This is a genomic window from Kitasatospora sp. Xyl93, from assembly GCF_055383135.1.
Map to the genome: position 1 here is coordinate 3,982,268 of NZ_AP029185.1, position 16,934 is coordinate 3,999,201.

General features: G+C 72.8%; 17 protein-coding genes. 11 read left to right on the forward strand and 6 right to left on the reverse strand.

From position 1 onward, the window contains the following. Positions 1 to 394: 394 nt before the first annotated feature. The 4 genes from ACZ5GH_RS17780 to ACZ5GH_RS17795 all read right to left on the reverse strand — a co-directional run bounded on the left by ACZ5GH_RS17780 (position 395) and on the right by ACZ5GH_RS17795 (position 4,936). On the reverse strand, positions 395 to 724 hold the full coding sequence (locus ACZ5GH_RS17780) for a hypothetical protein (RefSeq protein WP_387752236.1): 330 nt from the start codon (positions 722 to 724) through the stop codon (positions 395 to 397). Positions 725 to 1,119: 395 nt separating this feature from the next. After that, complete coding sequence (locus ACZ5GH_RS17785; RefSeq protein ID WP_387752233.1) at positions 1,120 to 2,484, reverse strand: FAD-binding oxidoreductase; 1,365 nt, start codon at positions 2,482 to 2,484, stop codon at positions 1,120 to 1,122. Positions 2,485 to 2,811: 327 nt separating this feature from the next. After that, positions 2,812 to 4,062: an MFS transporter gene (locus ACZ5GH_RS17790; protein WP_464334727.1), complete on the reverse strand. Its 1,251-nt coding sequence runs from the start codon at positions 4,060 to 4,062 to the stop codon at positions 2,812 to 2,814. A 46-nt stretch (positions 4,063 to 4,108) separates the two neighbouring features. Further along, positions 4,109 to 4,936, reverse strand: a complete 828-nt coding sequence (locus ACZ5GH_RS17795; protein ID WP_464334728.1) for a MerR family transcriptional regulator — start codon at positions 4,934 to 4,936, stop codon at positions 4,109 to 4,111. A 698-nt stretch (positions 4,937 to 5,634) separates the two neighbouring features. On the opposite strand from ACZ5GH_RS17795, the gene ACZ5GH_RS17800 reads away from it, so the two are divergent. After that, entirely contained in the window at positions 5,635 to 5,877 is a 243-nt protein-coding gene (locus tag ACZ5GH_RS17800) for a DUF2188 domain-containing protein (protein WP_464334729.1), read from the forward strand. Between the two features lie 153 nt (positions 5,878 to 6,030). Here the strand turns inward: ACZ5GH_RS17800 and ACZ5GH_RS17805 are convergent, their stop codons facing one another. After that, positions 6,031 to 6,711 carry an HAD family hydrolase gene (locus tag ACZ5GH_RS17805; protein WP_464334730.1) on the reverse strand — a complete coding sequence of 227 codons (681 nt, stop codon included), beginning with the start codon at positions 6,709 to 6,711 and terminating at the stop codon, positions 6,031 to 6,033. After that, the gene (locus tag ACZ5GH_RS17810; protein WP_464334731.1) at positions 6,708 to 7,556 is read right to left on the reverse strand and encodes a GntR family transcriptional regulator; all 849 of its coding nucleotides are present in this window, start codon (positions 7,554 to 7,556) and stop codon (positions 6,708 to 6,710) included. Before ACZ5GH_RS17810 ends, ACZ5GH_RS17805 begins: the two co-directional genes overlap by 4 nt. Before the next feature lie 582 nt (positions 7,557 to 8,138). Here ACZ5GH_RS17810 and ACZ5GH_RS17815 point away from each other — a divergent pair. The 10 genes from ACZ5GH_RS17815 (at position 8,139) to ACZ5GH_RS17860 (ending at position 16,816) form a co-directional block, all read left to right on the forward strand. After that, positions 8,139 to 8,387 carry a hypothetical protein gene (locus ACZ5GH_RS17815; protein WP_464334732.1) on the forward strand — a complete coding sequence of 83 codons (249 nt, stop codon included), beginning with the start codon at positions 8,139 to 8,141 and terminating at the stop codon, positions 8,385 to 8,387. Next, on the forward strand, positions 8,387 to 8,785 hold the full coding sequence (locus tag ACZ5GH_RS17820) for a WhiB family transcriptional regulator (RefSeq protein ID WP_464334733.1): 399 nt from the start codon (positions 8,387 to 8,389) through the stop codon (positions 8,783 to 8,785). Before ACZ5GH_RS17815 ends, ACZ5GH_RS17820 begins: the two co-directional genes overlap by 1 nt. Positions 8,786 to 8,886: 101 nt before the next feature. Next, entirely contained in the window at positions 8,887 to 10,389 is a 1,503-nt protein-coding gene (locus ACZ5GH_RS17825; protein WP_464334734.1) for a DUF2637 domain-containing protein, read from the forward strand. Next, a complete protein-coding gene (locus tag ACZ5GH_RS17830) occupies positions 10,386 to 10,760 on the forward strand; it encodes a hypothetical protein (protein WP_464334735.1) in 375 nt (124 codons plus the stop codon). The genes ACZ5GH_RS17825 and ACZ5GH_RS17830 overlap by 4 nt, the downstream gene beginning before the upstream one ends. After that, positions 10,757 to 10,987, forward strand: coding sequence for a hypothetical protein (locus ACZ5GH_RS17835; protein ID WP_464334736.1), 231 nt, complete (start codon positions 10,757 to 10,759; stop codon positions 10,985 to 10,987). Before ACZ5GH_RS17830 ends, ACZ5GH_RS17835 begins: the two co-directional genes overlap by 4 nt. 53 nt (positions 10,988 to 11,040) lie before the next feature. Next, the gene (locus ACZ5GH_RS17840; RefSeq protein ID WP_464334737.1) at positions 11,041 to 11,607 is read left to right on the forward strand and encodes a hypothetical protein; all 567 of its coding nucleotides are present in this window, start codon (positions 11,041 to 11,043) and stop codon (positions 11,605 to 11,607) included. 129 nt (positions 11,608 to 11,736) lie between these two features. Then, the gene (locus ACZ5GH_RS17845; RefSeq protein ID WP_464334738.1) at positions 11,737 to 13,824 is read left to right on the forward strand and encodes a hypothetical protein; all 2,088 of its coding nucleotides are present in this window, start codon (positions 11,737 to 11,739) and stop codon (positions 13,822 to 13,824) included. Position 13,825: 1 nt separating this feature from the next. Further along, positions 13,826 to 14,200 (forward strand): hypothetical protein, encoded by a 375-nt coding sequence (locus tag ACZ5GH_RS17850; protein WP_189913082.1) that lies wholly within the window; start codon positions 13,826 to 13,828, stop codon positions 14,198 to 14,200. Positions 14,201 to 14,205: 5 nt separating this feature from the next. After that, positions 14,206 to 16,470: a type IV secretory system conjugative DNA transfer family protein gene (locus ACZ5GH_RS17855; RefSeq protein ID WP_464334739.1), complete on the forward strand. Its 2,265-nt coding sequence runs from the start codon at positions 14,206 to 14,208 to the stop codon at positions 16,468 to 16,470. 67 nt (positions 16,471 to 16,537) lie between these two features. Then, positions 16,538 to 16,816 (forward strand): hypothetical protein, encoded by a 279-nt coding sequence (locus ACZ5GH_RS17860; RefSeq protein WP_464334740.1) that lies wholly within the window; start codon positions 16,538 to 16,540, stop codon positions 16,814 to 16,816. The last annotated feature ends 118 nt before the right edge of the window (positions 16,817 to 16,934 follow it).

Sequence of the window (16,934 nt, forward strand, 5' to 3'; positions counted from 1 at the left end):
GGTGGGCGGATCCGGGCCGGTCGGCGGGGGATTCCGGGGTGGTCGGACGGGGATTCCGGGTGGCCGGGCGGGGGGCCGGGCCGGGGCGCGGGAGGTCAGGCGGAGGCGGGTGCCGGGCGGTGGCAGGGCTTGCCGGCGCCGGACACGCTCGTGGGCGGTGCCGATGGCGGCACCGCCCAACGAGGCCGGTTTCGCGGTGACCCTTTCCGCCGACCGGTCGAATGCGCTGTTCCCTCTGGTGTGATGCGTCGGTACCCCGGTGTCCGTTCCGGCCTTCGCGATCCGCTCCGGGCCCTTCCGCGGCTGCTCAGCTCACCCGCGGCCACCCACGTCCGGCGCCCCCGCCTTCCGTGGTGGTGTGGTGCCCGGTGCCGTCACCCGGCCGGGCGGTCGGTCAGTTGAAGGTCGGAGCGAAGACGACGTTGACGTTCTTGCTGTCCTGACCTCCCTGGACGGTGCCCGCGTTGTCCTTCACCGCGAGGGTGTTGTCCTGGTTCGAGGCACCGGAACCGGTGGCGGTCTGCTGGGTGGAGACGTGGTTGCCGTCGACCCCGCCGAACACGTTGCCGGTCCCGGAGTCGGAGACCACACCGGCGTTGGCGGAGGGCTCGGCGCCCGCGCCCTCGTCCGCGGCGGCAGCACCGGAACCGACCAGCAGCAGTCCGGCCGCTAGTGGGCCGGCGAGGAGGAGTCCGGCCAATCGGCGGGTGTGGATGCGTGCCATGGATGCCTCCAGGGAGCTTTTTCGGGCAACGGTCGATCAAGGTCTGCACGGTTCGTCGGCCAGACGAAAACCTGCGGGCTGCGACGCCGGAGGAAAGCCTTCCGCAACAAATCGACAAAGCGCCAGCTCCCACAGCGCATTTCGCCCGTTTGCGTGATATCCGTTCGGGCCGCGCATAACGGCTCGGAAAGCGGTCAGGGCGCACGTCCATACCGGCTGAGCTGCGGCTTTGCCCGGACGGCTGTCGGCCAGGACGCCCCGGACGGCAGCGCGGCGGCGTCACACGATCCGCTGGGCGCACCACCCCGGCGCATGCGAACCGTGAACGCGCCCCTGAAAAGTTCGGTCACCCTTCCGTATCGACTTTTCCGGCCGTTCACAGCGGGTCGGGAAAATCAGATCATCTTGCCGGGATTCAGGATTCCCAGCGGATCGAAGACCGCCTTCAGCTGTCGCTGCAGGTCCAACGCCACCGGGCCCAGCTCGCGGGCCAGCCAGTCCCGCTTCAGCAGCCCCACCCCGTGCTCCCCGGTGATCGTGCCGCCCAGCTCCAGTCCGAGCGCCATGATCTCGTCGAAGGAGCGCTGGGCGCGGGCCGTCTGCTCCTCGTCCGCCGCGTCGAAGATGACGATCGGGTGGGTGTTGCCGTCCCCGGCGTGGCTGACCACCCCGATGGTCAGCCCGTGCCGCTCGGCGATCACCGCGACGCCGTTCAGCATCTCCGCCAGCCGGGAGCGCGGCACCGCGACGTCGTCGATCATCGTGGTGCCCAGCCGGTCCAGCGCGGGCAGCGCCATCCGCCGGGCGGCCAGCAGCAGATCGGACTCCGCCTGGTCCTCGGCCGGCACCACCTCGGTCGCCCCGGCCTCCCGGCACAGCCGCGCGACCCGCGCCAGCTCGGCCACCCGGTCCGGTCCGTCGAAGGCCACCAGCAGCAGCGCCTGGGTGGACTCCGGCAGGCCCATCCGCCCGAACTCGTTGACGGCCCGCACCGAGACGGCGTCCATCAGCTCCATCAACGACGGGGTCAGGCCGCGCGCCATCACCTCGCAGACCGCCGCCCCCGCCGTGTCCGCGCTCGGGAACTCCGCCGCCAGCGCCAGCTGCGGAGCGGGCGCCGGCCGCAGCGCCAGCACCGCCCGGACCACCACGCCGAGCGTCCCCTCCGAGCCGACGAACAGCCTGGTGAGGTCGTACCCGGCCACGCCCTTCGCCGTCCGGCGGCCGGTGGACAGCAGCCGTCCGTCCGCCAGCACCACGTCCAGCCCGAGCACGTACTCGCTGGTGACGCCGTACTTCACGCAGCAGAGCCCGCCCGCGCCGGTGCCGATGTTGCCGCCGATCGTGCAGGACTCCCAGCTCGACGGGTCCGGCGGGTACGAGAGGCCCGACTCCTCGACCGCACGGGAGAGTTCGGCGTTCACCACGCCGGGCTCGACCACCGCGATCCGGTTCACCGGGTCGATCTCCAGGATCCGGTTCAGCCTCACCAGCGACAGCACGACGCATCCGTCCACCGCGTTCGCCGCACCCGACAACCCGGTCCGGGCGCCCTGCGGCACCACGGGGACGCGCAGCTCGGTCGCGGTGCGCAGCACGTGCTGCACCTGCTCGACCGTCTCCGGGAACACCACCACCGCGGGCTGCCCGGCCGCGCAGAAGCCCGCCATGTCGCGGCGGTACGCGGCGGTCACGTCCGGGTCCACCACGACGGCCCCGTCCGGGAGGCCCTGCGCCAGTCGGTCCGTCAGATCACTCATCGCCGCCTCCACTCGCCGCCCCGACCGCCTCCACCTCCGCACTCTGCCCGGACGGGAGGGGGCGGGCAAGTGGGCCCCGGGGCGAGCGGGGTAAGGGAGGCGGACGGGCTGGAGGAGGCGGCACCGCCAGAGCGGCAGGGAGGAGCCAGGGCAGCGAGCCCGGCAAGAGGGCCCCGGGCCGGCCGGGGTAAGGGAGGCGGACGGACTGGGCGCGGGGAGGGAGGGGCGGACGGGGTGGAGGAGGCGGCACCGCCAGGACGGGCAGGGCGGAGCCGTACGGCGGACGGGCCCTGGGCGCTGCCGCCCGAGCGGGATGCCCGGGTGGGCTCAGGCGCGGCGGAGGGTCGGGGTGGCCAGGGCGGTGAGGCCGGCGGCGGCGGTGGCGAGGGCGCAGAGCAGGGTGGGCAGGGTGGCGCCCGCCGTGTCCGCGAGCAGCCCCAGCAGGGTGTTCGAGAGCACCAGGGCCAGGCTCTGCACCAGTGTCAACAGGGCCTGAACCCGGGAGAGATGGGTCGCCGGCGCGCCGCTCAGCACCAGCGGGCCGAGGTGGCAGGCGAAGAGCCCCGAGCCGAGGCCCGCCACCGCACTGCCGGCCACCGCCGCCACCGGTCCCGCGGCCAGCGCGAGCACTGCGGTCCCCGCCGACGCCGTACAGAGCCCGGCCGCCGCCCCCACGCCGGCCCGGGCCGGCGCACCGCACCGGGCGACCAGGGCGGCCACCACCAGCACCCCGGCCGCCTGCCCGCCGCCGACCAGCCCCGCCGTCCCGGCCGTCCAGCCGTGGGACCGGGCGAGCAGCGGGCCGAGCAGCGACACCACCGGCAGCAGCGCCCCGGCCGCCGCGCCGGTGAGCAGCAGCGCGGCCCGCAGCAGCGGGTCGGCGAGGGCGAGCCGGACGCCGGAGGCCGCCTCGCGCAGCAGGCCGGCCGACGGACCGGACGGCCCGTCCTCCCGGGGCCGCACCCGCAGCAGGACCAGCAGTACGACCCCGAAGCTCACCGCGTCCGCCAGCGCCGCGCCGGACAGCCCGCCGGCCGCGACCAGCAGGCCGCCCAGCGGCGCCCCGAGCAGGACGGCGCCCTGCCCGCCGGCCTGCCGCAGGGCGAGCGCCCGGGGCAGCCGGTCGGCGGGCACCAGCCGGCGCGGCATCGAACCGCTCGCCGGGAGGTGGAAGGCGTCGACCGTGCCAATCACGGCCGCCGCCGCGACCAGCAGCCACAGCGGCGTCCCCCGGTCGGCCGCCACCAGTGCCAGCGCGACGGTCGCGACCAGCATCACCGTGTCCCCGACGAGCATCACCCGCCGGGCGCCGAACCGGTCCGCGACCGCGCCGCCCAGCAGGACCAGCGCGGTGCGCGGCACCGTGACCGCCGTCAGGACCAGCCCGGCCGCGCCGCCGCCGTGCGCGGAGGCGGCCCAGCCGAGGGCGAAGTACAGCGCGGCGTCGCCCAGCAGTCCGGCCTGGACGCCGGCCAGCCAGCACAGGTACGTCCGGGGCAGCGCCGCCGGGGTCGGGGCGCCGGAACCGGCGGTGGTACCGGTGGCGGTGCTGGAACGGGAGGCGGTGCCGGTGGTCATGCCGGGCGACGCTAGGGCCCTCGACCAGGTCGAGGGCAAAACGCGGCTACCGCCGGGCCACCGGCTCCTGGATCTCGGTGACCCAGCCCGCCGGGTCGTCCGGGCACTCCAGGTACAGCTCCCGGGCGTAGCCGGCCGAGCGGTAGCCGTTCTCGTCGATGAAGCGGGCCAACTCCTGGACGGTGCCCAGCACTTCGTCCATCGCGCCGCGGTGCACGATGGTCGCCGCCGCCTCGATCGGCGGCAGGTCGAGCACCTCGAAGTCGTGCCCGTCCGGCCGCACCGCCGGGCCGACCGGGACGGCGGCCAGCACCAGCACCGAGCCGCCCCCCTCCGGCGCGTCCCGGTAGTGGGCGACGGACGGGCCGGCCGCCTCGACCCCGGCCGCGGCCAGCCGCCGGCACAGCTCGGCGAACAGCGGCCCGATCACCGGTCCGATGTCCTCCGGCTCGTAACTCGCGGCCACACCGGTCAGTTGGGCCACCCGGACGGACGGCACCGGCTTCACCACGACATCGTGCGCGGACATGGTCCCCTCGCTCTCGATCGTCCGGAGCCTCGCCTCCACCCGGGCCAGCCGCAGCTCGTCGGCCGCGATCGCCTCGGCGAGCTGGGCCCGCCGCAGCCGCAGCATCCCGCGCAGTTCGGCCGCGTCCACCCGCTCGTCCAGGACGTCCCGGACCTGCTGGAGGGTGAAGCCGAGCTCCTTGAGCGCGATCACCCGGTTGAGCCGGGCGAGTTGGGACGCCTCGTACGAGCGGTACCCGCTGACCGGGTCCACCCGGGCGGGCCGCAGCAGCCCGATCGCGTCGTAGTGGCGCAGCATCCGCACCGACACCCGGCCGTGGCTGGCGAAGTCTCCGATGTTCAACATGGTGCGACCACTCCACCCCCTGCCACCGTGTCAGGGTCAACCCCGACCGCCCGCCACCCCCGGGAAACACCGAGGGCGGGTGCCGAACGATGTCGGCACCCGCCCTGAGCAGGTGGTTCCCTACCGGCGGAGAGCGTGGGATTCGAACCCACGGTACGGGGTCACCGCACGACAGTTTTCAAGAACATTAAGGCACTTCTCCTCAGGGTCCCTTCTACCTGCGGCGGAGCGCCAAGCCGACCGCGCGATCGTACCCAGCGTTCCGCGCATGTTCCAAGGCCCGGGTCGGGCAGCTTCGGCTGCCCGACCCGGGCCTTTTTGCGTTCGGGCCAGGCTTCGGCGCCCTGAAGTCGTGACACTCTGCATCCACAGGGGGCTGTGGATCAAGCTGTGGACAGAGCCTCCCGCACTGCGGATTGGCCAGGTCAGACCTTGTGGACACCATATCTAGTGGCCATGCCATTACCTGTGCACAACATCTTGGAGTCCAGAGTGTTTGCGAGTGTCACCCCGCCCTGCTCTACTTATGACTGCTCAAAGTGAGCAGGCCCCACCACTCGGGGTCGACATTGAGTCGTGCCCGCCGAGCCGTGGGGCCTAGTGCGTTGGTCGCGCCCTAGGACCGTAACCTCCCTGATGGCCATCCACCAAGGGATCGAAGGTGTCGGTTGGGCCACGCCTCTGGAAACGGAGTAAAGGTGGCAGGAAAGCCGAAGTCGGGCGACATTACCCAGCGAGCTGACGGCAGGTGGCAGTTCACTCGGCCCGAGAACAGCCGGGCCAGCGCCGTCGCCGACACTCAGGCGGCTGCTGTCGCCCGGGGCAGGGAGATCCTCGGGCGGGATGGCGGCGGCGAGCTGCGGATCCACGGCACGAACGGCGTGATCCGTGACCAGCGGACCATAGCCCCCGGGAACGACCCCTACCCGCCGAAGGGCTGATCCTCCACCAGCGACACCCTGACGCGTAGGCCTCGGGCCTGTCGCTGGACCGCACAACCCCTGTCGGACTCGACCAAGGTTGACATCCGATGGCGACAATCAGGCTGGTCAGCGGAGTGGGAGCACCCTTCCGCTGGCCAGCCTGACTCTTGATCAGAGCAGTGCGTCCGCGATGTACTGCATCGAGTCCACGATGACCGCCGCGCCGGCGGCTGCCAACTTGGCATCCTTCCCAGGCTTGTTCGCGTAGCCGATCGTCGGCACGCCAGCAGCATCACCGGCTTCCACGTCCCGGGCCGCATCGCCGATGAACACGCACTCCGCCGGCTTGGCACTCACGGCTTCCATGGCGTCCAGAAGGAGGCGCGGGTTCGGCTTCATGGACGACGGATCACCGGGGACTCGCCCGAAGACGCCGGTCACGTAGCCGCTCAGCCCGTGGTCCGTCAGGTATGCCTCGATCGCCGCGCCGGCGTTGTTGCTGACCACCGACACGGATCGGCCGGAGCGCGCGCAGGCCCGCAGAACCGATTCGCCGCCGGGGTTCGGCTTGCCGATCCGCACGGCCTCCGTCTCCAGCGCGGCCAGCGTCGCATCGGCGCTGGCCGCGAGGTCCGGCTCGGCGTCGGCGATGAGACGCAGCAGCGCGAGCGGGTCGTTCTCGCCCGCGGCCGGGCCCTGCTCTCGGCCGGCCAGCAGGGCCTCGCGGAGGCGTCGTGCCACTTCAGGAGCAGGCAGACCGGCGAACACCGAGCACACCGGCCCGTCGAAGTCGAGCAGTACGTGCTTCACCGGGCGGAGCAGGTCCGCGAGTTGCTGCCGGGCGGCGCTCACGGCTGGCGCTCGTAGGCGATGCTGGACCACACGCTGTCGAACCACAGCTGGGCCTGCTGGACGTACTGCGACCCGAGCGAGGCGTCGTCCGGCCCAGCCGCGTGGTGGAACAGAGTGGTGTCCTTGCCGGTCACGTCGTAGAAGGTGTGGGCGGTGTCGTCCACCTTGATGGTCCGCTCGCGCAGCGGGTAGAAGCCGAAGAAGGCTTCCGCACGGTTCAAGATGTAGAGCTTGAACAGGCTCGATGCCCGGTGCACCTTGACCTCGACGCTCGCCGTCTGCACGAGCCCCAGTTCAGCCAGCACCTCCACAGAGTGGGCGATGCCGCCGGCGTTCGTCAGCGCGATGTTCCGTGCACGCTCGCGGAGCGCAATCTCGTCCTTGAGTCCGTCGACCAGCACGGGAACGGCCATCGGCTCCGAGGTGTCCGGCAGCAGCAGCCGCACCGTGATGGATTCGGGGGTCAGCCGGCCGGAGCGGACCTTGTCCAGCGGCTCCTGAAGCGCGTTGTGCAGCGTCTCGCTGGAGAAGCCGGCGAAGTCGAGCGTGACCTGCTTCTGCTCGAAGGCCGCTTCGAGGTGCGGCCGGAGGCCGACCGGCCGGGCTGTGCGCTCCCGGACGAACGAGCCGCTTCCCTGGCGAGTCACGATCAGCCCCTCGGCCCGGAGCAGGTCGAGCGCTTTGTCGACGGTGCCGCGCGCCACGCCGAAGTGCTTGGCCAGCTCGGGGCCGGACGGAAGTTTGTCGCCGGTCTCAAAGCCGGGCTGCTTCGTCAGGATCGAGGCCCGCAGACGGCTGCTGACCTGCTGATACGGGGGGCGAGAGTCATCCGGGTCTAGGGCCATACGCCAATGCTAGGGCAGGTGCCCAACAGACGCGAGAAACCCAACTCTCTTGACCTGCCTAAGCAGGTTCTCTATGTTGTGAGTGTCGCACCAAGTGAGACAGGGGTGACACAGAGGGGCCTTCTTTGGGCTGCTCTGAGCTGCACAAATTCGCCCTGCGGCATGGGGCGGAAGCTGCCTAGACAGGTGGCGCAAGCAGAGGCGGAGGACGCTGCAATCTCCGCAAAGGCCAGGGGACAGGGGTCCGGCAAGGTCCGGCCCTGACTGGCGAGGTGGCCCGGCGACCGCGAGCAACGGCCGGAGAGTGGGGGCGTGGCCCCCCTTGCAGTGAGTTTCCCTGCCCGCTCAACCGAAGGAGGTGCCCGATGAACCCGATCGACCGCAAGAGACATAGGTCGCCTCGCCGGGCCATCTGCCGGTGAGGCCTCGACCAGCGATCACGGTTCCCGGCGTCCCGCCGCCTCGGCGGAGGTACGTCGGGTCCGCGCGGACGCTCGTCGATCGTCCGGCCCCAACACGGCTGCGGCCCCGGTGCTGCAACACCGGGACCGCTCAGGGCCGTCCGAGCAAAGGACACGACCCATGAATCTGATTGTCGCAGGCCAGAGGGCCATGACCCGAGCCGAGTTCGCGGAACTCGCCTTCGGCTTCGGCATCGACGCCGAGCTGTTCACCGGCACCGAGGACGAGACCGCCGAGGACCAGCTGGCCCGGCTCGACGTCGCGCGGGAGGTCCTGCGAGACCTGGACCCGCCGGCCGCCCGCTTCGCCTCGGCGCTGATGCGCAACGCCGAGCGCCGCCGGGTGCAGGCCTGGAAGGCGGCCGCCTGATGAGCGTTCGCCGCATCCTGGTCCTCACCGGCACCCGCGCCCCGCACCGGCCCGGTCGGCCGTTGGCCGCCCGGCTCGCCGAGTACCAGCCCTCCCCGGACGGAGCCTTGCCCGGCGCGGCCTGCGTCGGCGCCGACCCCGACCTGTTCTACCCGGAGCCCGACGAGGACACCGACCTCACGGACGACGCCGCCGCCGCGGCCTGGTGGGCCGAAAGGCGCGCCAAGATGATCTGCGCTGGCTGCCCGGTCCGGCTGATGTGCCTGGAGCTGGCGTTGGAGCGCCGCGAAAAGCACGGGATCCTCGGCGGTATGACCGCCGCCGAGCGGGACGCGCTGCACCAGCGCCGCCTGCGGGCTGCGGCTCGTGAGCGTCGCGCCTCCGGGGGTGCCGCGTGACGACGATGGCCGCCCCGACGGGCGTTTCAACCCCGGCCGCCACCGCTTCGACCACACGGCCCGCCGCTTCAACCGCGCGGGCGAAGGCGTCGGACCACCTCATGCTGGGGGTGGCGATCCTCGCCGCCGTCGGCGGTGCGGTGCTCGCCGGGATCGGCTTCAGCGGCTCGTACACCGCGCTGCAGCAGCTCGGTTTCAGGCACGGCTTCGGGGACTTCAGCTACGCGTTCCCGGTCGGTGTGGATGCCGGGATCGTGGCCCTGCTGGCCATGGATCTGCACCTGATCCGCAAGGGTGCCCCGGCGCCGTGGCTGCGGCTGCTGGCCCACACTTTCACCGCCGCCACGATCTACTTCAACGCCGCCTCGGCCGGGCCGCTGACGGCGAACCCGACCGGCACCGCGATGCACGCCGTGATCCCGATCATGTTCGTGGCGGTCGTGGAGGCCGGGCGGCGCCTGGTCATCCGGATCACCCGGATCGAGGCCGGCCACCAACGGGACGGGGTCCCGCTGCACCGCTGGATCCTCGCCCCCTGGCCGTCCTTCCGGATGTTCCGGCGGATGCGCCTGAACGGCATCCCCTCCTACGACCGGGCGGTCGAGCTGGAGCGCGAACGGCTCGTCTACCAGGTGATGCTGGAACGCGACCACGACGGCGACTGGCGCAAGGCGCCCGCTGACCAGCTGCTTCCGCTCACCATGGAACGCTTCGGGCTGAGCGTGGACGAGGCCCTCGCCCTGCCCGCGCGGGCCGAGGAGCAGGCCCGGCTGCGGGATGAGCGCAAGGCCGCCTTCGCGGCCGAGGTCACCGCCCGCGCCGCGGCACGCGCCGCCGAGCTGGAGATCTCCAGGCTCCGCACGGCGGGCCGGGTCGAGGCCACCAGGTACGAGGTCGGCGCCGAGACCGCGACCGCCAAGGCCCACGCCCACGCCCGGACCGTGGCCGCCGGCCGGGAAGCCGAGGCCGCCGAGCGGATCGACCAGGCGACGGAGGAACTGGCGGCAGCGGCGGCCGAGCAGGCAGCCGCCGACGCCCGCCTGCGCGCCGCTGAAACCGACCAGGCCGCCGCTGAAACGGAGAAGGCCGCCGCTGAAACGCGCGCCCGCACCGCTGAAACCGAGCGCCGCGCGACCGCCGACGAGACGGCCAAGACCGAGAACGAAGAGGCCACCCAGGCCGCGCGTCTGCGCACGGCTGAAACGGCCAAGCTCGCCGCTGAAGCCGAGGAGGCCGCCGCTGAAACGGCCAAGCGCAAGGCCGAAGCCGACCGCGACACGGCCGCCGCCAAGTGTGCCCAGGCCGAGCACGAGGAGAACGAGCAAGCTGCCCGGGCCCGTGCCGCTGAAGCCCGCGAGCGTGCCGCTGAAACGGAACTGCGCGCGGTCGAAGCGGAGGACGCGGCGAAGCTGACCCCCGCCGCCCGCGCCACCCGCCGCGTCGCCCGGATGATCCTCGCCGCCGGCGGCAACCCCGAGGCCGTCACCCTCCAGTCCATCGCCGAGACCCTCGACGTCTCCCTCGCCACCGCCTCCGGACGTCGCGCCGAGGCCGCCGAACTGATCGCCTCCGGCTACAACCCCTTTGAGGAGCAGGCATCGTGACCACCACCGAGACCACCGCCATCGCCGGCACCCAGATCAACGCGGCCGGAGCGCTGATGTCCCTCCTGACCGCCCACGCCACCCTGCCCGCCCCGGCGGTCCAGCTGGAACAGCTGAAGGTCCCCGGCACGTACGACTACGCGTGGGGGCTGAACGTCGCCCTGCACCGTGACCTTGACCACTTCGAGCAGTGGCGCCAGGCCCTCGGCATCGACCCGGCCACCGTCGACTACGACACCACCACGTCCGGCACCCTCGGCTGGCTCACCGTCACCACCACCTACGCCAGCGCCCCGCTGAAGCTGATCGGCTACCACGTCCCCCGCTTCCCGATCGAGCGCCCCTGCCTCGACACGGAGGTCGCCCGGTGACCTCCGCCGCCGAGCCCACGCACACGTGGCTGATCACCCTGCAGTTCCCGCACGGCAACGGCGGCTTCGCCGTCGCCACCCGCCACGGCAGCTCCATGTTCGAGCCGGGCAGCTCCCGCGAACACGCCTACCAGTCCATCCGGGCCTGGCTCGCGCGGCACGAGCCGGAGCTGCACGAGAGGAACGCGCACCTCGTCTTCTTCTCGCTGGAGCCCTACCGGCTCTGACCCGCACGAATCCGACCCTTCCCCGCCTGGTTCAAGAAGAGGAGCACGTCACCATGGCCGACCGTGACTCGGTCTACAACGACCCCGCCTACGACATCACCTCCGTCCCGTCGTGGAAGACGCCGCCGCTTCACGGCGCCTACGCCCCGAACGCGAAGCTGTCCCCCCGTGTCCTGGCCGGTATCGGCGCCGGCGCGGTGGTGCTGGCCGCGGCCGGGATGGTGGCCTACTCCAACTACGCCTCCGCCTCGGCCGAGGCGGACGTCCGCAAGGCCCAGATCGCCCTCGACAACTCCCGCCTGGAGCTGGAGAAGCAGAAGCAGGCCGCCGACCTGGCGAAGACCGGCGAGCAGGAGACCCCGGCGCAGAAGGCCCGCCGGGAGGCGGTCCAGGCGTGCGTGGCCAAGGTCGGTGGCGGCTACGGCGCCATCGCGGACTGCGGCAAGGCCTTCCCGGCGGGGGACGCGCCGGGGATGGTCAACACCTCCCGCAACGTCGCCTCCGACGACGGCGGCGACGGCGGCGACGGCCCGAACGCGGGCGTCGGCCTGGTCGTGCTCGGCGTCGCCGGGTCGGCGGTGGCCGTCGGCTGGGTGAAGCGGAAGTTCTCCCGTCCGTAACCGATTGTGACCTCCCCCCACCCACCCCCCATCCGGAGAAGCGCTCTTCCCGCCCGCATAGGTGGGTGGGAGGTGTGTTTCGCGTCGGGTGGGGGGTGGGTGGGAGGTCGCAGAGAGTGAGGAATCGCGATGACCGTCACCGCCGCTTCCGGCGTCCCGCTCCCCCCGCCGCACCCGCCCGCCCCGCCGACCGTGGACCCCGCCCCGGCTTCTCCGGAGGGGGCCACGAAGGGGCCGGGCACCGTCGCCCCCGCCCCGCCCGGGGCGCTCGCTCAGATCCTCGCCCCGGTCGCGCCGGCCCGCCCCGACGAACTGCTGGGCACCACGACCACCCTCGCCCAGAACCCCGACCGCCCCGACCACAAGGGCGGGCCCGACACCACCGCGGGCCGTGACGGCGGCGCCGCTCAGAACGCCGCACAGGGCGGCGAGCGGGACGGGGCCATCGCGGCCCTGGTGCGGGCACTCGCGGAGCGGCTGAAGCGCACCGGCACCACCACCAACATCAAGCGCCAGCACAGCATCACCGAGAACCGGGTCTCCGGGAACTCGACCACCACCACGAACACCAACAAGGCCGACCGCCAGGCCAAGCACGAGCACTCCGCCCAGCACCGCTCCCAGCGCGACGCCAAGACCGCGGACCTGAACAACAAGACCAGCCAGCACCAGCACCAGGGCCGTGACCAGCGCGACGTCAAGAAGAACGACGCCACGGACGCGAAGAACCACGCCAACCGCGACCACCGCAGCAAGGCCGACACCGACGCCAAGTCCGCGGACACGAAGACCGCCAAGGCCGACACCTCCTCGGCGTCGCGGACGGGCAAGGACAGCCGCGACAGCGCGGACCGCAAGACCTCCGACACCAAGGCCGCCAAGGACGACAAGTCGGCCCGGACTGGCAGCGACGACAAGGACCACCGCGACACCAAGTCCTCCAAGGCCTCCGTCTCGAAGGACACCCCCGCCAAGACCGGGGGCAGCAACCCCAAGCCCGACACCCCGCCCGCCGGCGGGACGAAGACCCCGAAGGCCCCCCGCCCGGACAACCCGCCCGGCAAGACCGCGCCCGCCGGCCCGGAAGGCAAGGCCGAGCGCGGCAAGCCCAAGGCGGACCGCAAGGACCCCGCCCGGGACGGCGCGGGCGACAGGAAGCCCGGGCCGAAGCCCGCGGACGCTCCGAAGGGTGCCCCGAAGCCGTTCCTGGGTGCGGGCGGCATGAAGGACAAGGGCGGCCTGGACAGCAAGTTCGGCGGGACCCGCCCCGCCGGTGCGGACGGGTCCCGCCGTGAGCCGGCCAAGACTCCGCCCCCGCCGCCGGACCGGCCGCCCGGGGCCAAGGGCGGTTCGAAGACCCCGCCTGCGGTGCCGCCCGCGCCCGCAGGTGCGGGCGTGCGGGCGAGCGCCGCGGCGAAGGCGGACCCCGTCTCTGTGAACGGTCCCGCCACGCGGGACGGAAGGACGACGATGAACGAACCGAACACCGCCGCCGGAGGAATGGTCCCGGCCGGCGGATCCACCGCGAACCCGCCGGCGAAGCCCCCCGTGTCGCCGACGGAGGCCGCCGCCGCGGCCACCGCCCTGGGGCATGCCCTCACGCCGCCCGGTCGGCCCCGCCGACCCAGGATTCCCGCCCCGACGATGCGGCCGGTCCGCAAGTCGACCGCGGAGCTGGCCAAGAACCCGCCCGGCGGGGGTCCGGCCCCGGCGCCTGCCCGCTCGAACGTGCCGCCTCAAACCGCGCCCGGCGGGCGGCCGTCGGCGGAGCCGGTGACGGTCCGGGAGGTCACTCCGCACGCGGTCGACTTCAACGGCATTCGCCTCTCCCGGGGTGAGGTACGCACGTTGTTCCAGTTCGAGAAGCGCATGGAAGCCAAGGTCTCGGTGCTCGCCCGGGTCGCGGAGGACAGCAAGACCGCCCGTGAGCACGCCGTCGCCCACGCGCTGCGCGCCCAGCAGCTCGCCGAGGAGGCGAAGACCGTGCGGGGCGGTGTCGCCCTGGTCAACAAGCTGCGGCGCCTGGCCGAGCAGGCCCAGAAGCTTCGCGTCGACGCGGAGCTGGCCGAGCGTCACGCCAAGCGCGGCGCGGAGGCCGTCAAGGCCTTGGCCTCCAACGCCCGGACGCGCCACGGCGGGATCTACCGGGCCGTCCAGGACAGCCCGCTCACCACCCCGGCCGAGCGGCAGTTCTACCGCGACCAGCAGGGAGGCTGACATGGCATCCGATCTCTCCTACCGCGAACTCGTTCGCCAAGTAAGGCAGTTGGCCCGGGAGGTGCGGCGTGACACCGCCGCCTACCGCACGCTCGCCCAGGCCCAGAAGGCGGAGGCCGAGGACACCGGCCGGATCGCCGAGCAGATCGCCGCGCTCAAGGTCGACGCCGCGACCGTGGCCGAGACCCACGAGGTCGCCAAGGTCATGAAGGGCCTGTCGGATGCCGCGATCGCCTACGCGAGCGCGGCGGAGGAGACCGGCCGCACCGCCGCCGACACCGAGAGCCAGGCGCACACCGACCACGACGGCATCCAGCAGGCCGTCGACTCCTCGTCCGTCCCCATGGCCGACCGCACGTGGTACACCCAGGAGTAGACGCGATGACCACCCCGCAGGCCGCCCACACCGCCACGCCCGCCGCCGCGAACCCCGCCACCGAACGGCGGTTCGCCGTCGCCGAGATCGCCGCCCCGCTGGTCGCCGCCGGTGTGACGCCGTTCCTCGACTCGCAGGCCGCCGGCACCCTCGCCACCTTCCTCGCCGCCCCGGTCCTGGTCGCCGGCGCCAACGCCGCCGGGATGCTCTCCGACCGGCTCCTGGACGACCTGCCCGGCGGCGACGTCCTGCGCGCCCACCGCCGCCCCTTCCTGATGTCCACGGTGGCGACGGCCACCGCCGCCGCCACCGCCACGCTCAACGGCATGCCCGGGATCGACGCCCTGCTCGCCGGATGGATGACCATGCCCTCCCTCGCCGGACTGGTCTCCACCGCGTGGTGGGGCACCACCGGCCTGGTCGCCTTCTCCCTGCGCCGGGTCCTCAGCTCGGCCAAGCCCGGCAAGGCCACGGCCCCGGCGGCACCGGCCGGGCCCGCTCCCGAGAGCCCCGTCGACAAGGTGCTGCAGCTGTGGGACGCGCACATCTCCGGCGAGTACGGGGCCTGCCCCGGCCAGCACCTCATCCTCACCGGCCACAGCCTGGTGGCGTGGGAGGGCGTGATCGAAGCCGCGCCCGGTCGGCCGGTGACCGTCACCGCGGCGACCGTCTCCGGCGTCTACCGCGTCCCCGCCGCGTGGGTCGACATCACCGAAGGCCCCCACGACAGCTCCCGCCGTATCCACGTGCGCCTGACCGCCCCCGCCGAGCAGGACGGCCCGCAGTACTCCGCCCTGGAAGCGCTGTGGCTGCAGCGCGTCGCCCGCCGCGGCGGGTGCATGCCCGGCACCCACCTCGAAGGCGTCACCCCGGATCCGGCGACCGGCGGCGTGGCGGCGTGGGTCATGGCGGACGAGGACACCGACGCCCTCGCCGTGCCCGACCTGTACACGATCGCCGGGGCCCTGCGCACGACGCCGCTGCTGGTCTCGGTCGAGCGCACCGGCAACCCGCGCAAGGCCGTCTTCCGGATGATGGACCGCTCCCCGCTGGAGGAAGGCCGCCCGCTGCCCGGCCCGGAGACCCTGCTCGCCAACAAGGGCGGGTTCGTCCAGCTCGGCACGGGGGTGAGCGGCAAGCCGAGCCGCGTGCAGGTCTTCGACCCGGAGGGCGGCGCCCGCCACGTCGTCATCGTGGGTGTCACCGGTTCCGGCAAGGGCGGCGTCATTCAGCTCCTGGCCTTGAGCTACCACGTCAACGGGGCCGCGATCATCTACGCCGACCCCAAGGGCTCCAGCAACCCGGACGTGGAGGACATGGCCGCCTACGCCGGCTGCGGCCTGGACGGGGCGATGGGCGCCCTGCGCGTGGCCTACGCCCTCCTGTGCCACCGGATCGAGGAGTCCCGGGAGCTGAGGGCCAAGAACTTCGTCGCCACCCCGGAGCGGCCCTACGTCGTCACCATCGTGGACGAGATGGCCCAGCTCCTCGGCGACAAGAGCCCGCACCGCGCGGAGGCCGCGTTCATCGTGCTGGCCCTCGCCACCCTGGGCCGCTCCATGGGCATGCCGCTGGTGCTGTGCGGCCAGATCATGAACCTCGACCAGATGGGCTCCAACACCGCCATCCGCGACAACGTGTTCTACGGCGGGGCGTTGATCCTCCTGCGCTCCGACAGCGCGCAGGCTGGCCGGGTCGACCTGCCGCGGGCGTTCGACGGCATCGACCCCTCCCAGATCCCCGCCTACTGGAAGGGCGACGAGGAGAACCTCATCTACGACCCGTCGGTGCCGGAGGACGACCCGCGCAGGACGTTCGGTGTCGGCTACGTCGTCGGCCCCGACGAGCGCGCCGAGATGATGCGCGCCTGGATCCTCGAATCCGCCGCCGGCCACTTCGACCCGGCGAACATCGCCATCCCGGGCGACTTCCCCGGATGGGGCGAGCGCGACGCCATCGCCGCGACCCCGGTCGGCCCCGCCGCCGAGGACGCCGACACCAGCACCGGCTGGACGCCCTCCTCCGCCGCCCCGGCACCGGCCAAGGAGCTGACCGCCGAGGAGAAGATCCTCACCGTCCTGGACGAGCGCCGCGACCCCATGGGCCTCGAAGTCGGCTACCTGCACCTCGACCAGATCACCGACATGACCGGCGTCAACCGCAAGACCGTCGAGAACACCTGCTCCCGCCTCACCAAGAAGGGCACCCTCGTCCGCAACCCGGAGTCCTCCGGCGAGTACGGCCTGCCCCTCCCCAAGCCGGCCGAGTAGCAACCGATCTGACGCATCGTGGGCGGATCCGCGCCGCCCACGGCAACCATCGACCCGAAGGAACCGCATGGCCCGCCTGCGCCTGAAGTACGCCACCTGGCCCCGCCCCGCGATCCACCTGACCGACACCCCCAACCCGAACTGCCCCCGCTGCGAGGGCGCTGGCAGCTGGGCCGAGGACTACGGCGACTACGACACCGGCGAGTACGCCGGCACCGAGTACATCCGCTGCGACTGCTGGGACCCCGACCGCACCCGCCACCTGCTGCCCGTCCCGCACTGGATCGCCCGCCGCCTCGACCGCTCCGACCAGGCCACGTGGTACTCCACGGAGGCGCCGTTCTAGCCGGTCTCCGATCTGCTCTGCCCGACCGACCGTGCCGCCCGGACCACCGTCGCAGCCAGCGGCGGGCCCCGGGTGGTGCGGGGGACGGACAGCCCGATCCCACTGATCGCCCCGGAGG

Coding starts and splice junctions, on each gene's coding strand:
- ACZ5GH_RS17815 (WP_464334732.1), top strand. CDS start 8,139: ATGAATCTGATTGTCGCAGGCCAGAGGGCCATGACCCGAGCCGAGTTC.
- ACZ5GH_RS17795 (WP_464334728.1), bottom strand. CDS start 4,936: ATGTTGAACATCGGAGACTTCGCCAGCCACGGCCGGGTGTCGGTGCGG.
- ACZ5GH_RS17860 (WP_464334740.1), top strand. CDS start 16,538: ATGGCCCGCCTGCGCCTGAAGTACGCCACCTGGCCCCGCCCCGCGATC.
- ACZ5GH_RS17820 (WP_464334733.1), top strand. CDS start 8,387: ATGAGCGTTCGCCGCATCCTGGTCCTCACCGGCACCCGCGCCCCGCAC.
- ACZ5GH_RS17785 (WP_387752233.1), bottom strand. CDS start 2,484: ATGAGTGATCTGACGGACCGACTGGCGCAGGGCCTCCCGGACGGGGCC.
- ACZ5GH_RS17790 (WP_464334727.1), bottom strand. CDS start 4,062: ATGACCACCGGCACCGCCTCCCGTTCCAGCACCGCCACCGGTACCACC.
- ACZ5GH_RS17845 (WP_464334738.1), top strand. CDS start 11,737: ATGACCGTCACCGCCGCTTCCGGCGTCCCGCTCCCCCCGCCGCACCCG.
- ACZ5GH_RS17780 (WP_387752236.1), bottom strand. CDS start 724: ATGGCACGCATCCACACCCGCCGATTGGCCGGACTCCTCCTCGCCGGC.
- ACZ5GH_RS17810 (WP_464334731.1), bottom strand. CDS start 7,556: ATGGCCCTAGACCCGGATGACTCTCGCCCCCCGTATCAGCAGGTCAGC.
- ACZ5GH_RS17825 (WP_464334734.1), top strand. CDS start 8,887: ATGCTGGGGGTGGCGATCCTCGCCGCCGTCGGCGGTGCGGTGCTCGCC.
- ACZ5GH_RS17855 (WP_464334739.1), top strand. CDS start 14,206: ATGACCACCCCGCAGGCCGCCCACACCGCCACGCCCGCCGCCGCGAAC.
- ACZ5GH_RS17840 (WP_464334737.1), top strand. CDS start 11,041: ATGGCCGACCGTGACTCGGTCTACAACGACCCCGCCTACGACATCACC.
- ACZ5GH_RS17850 (WP_189913082.1), top strand. CDS start 13,826: ATGGCATCCGATCTCTCCTACCGCGAACTCGTTCGCCAAGTAAGGCAG.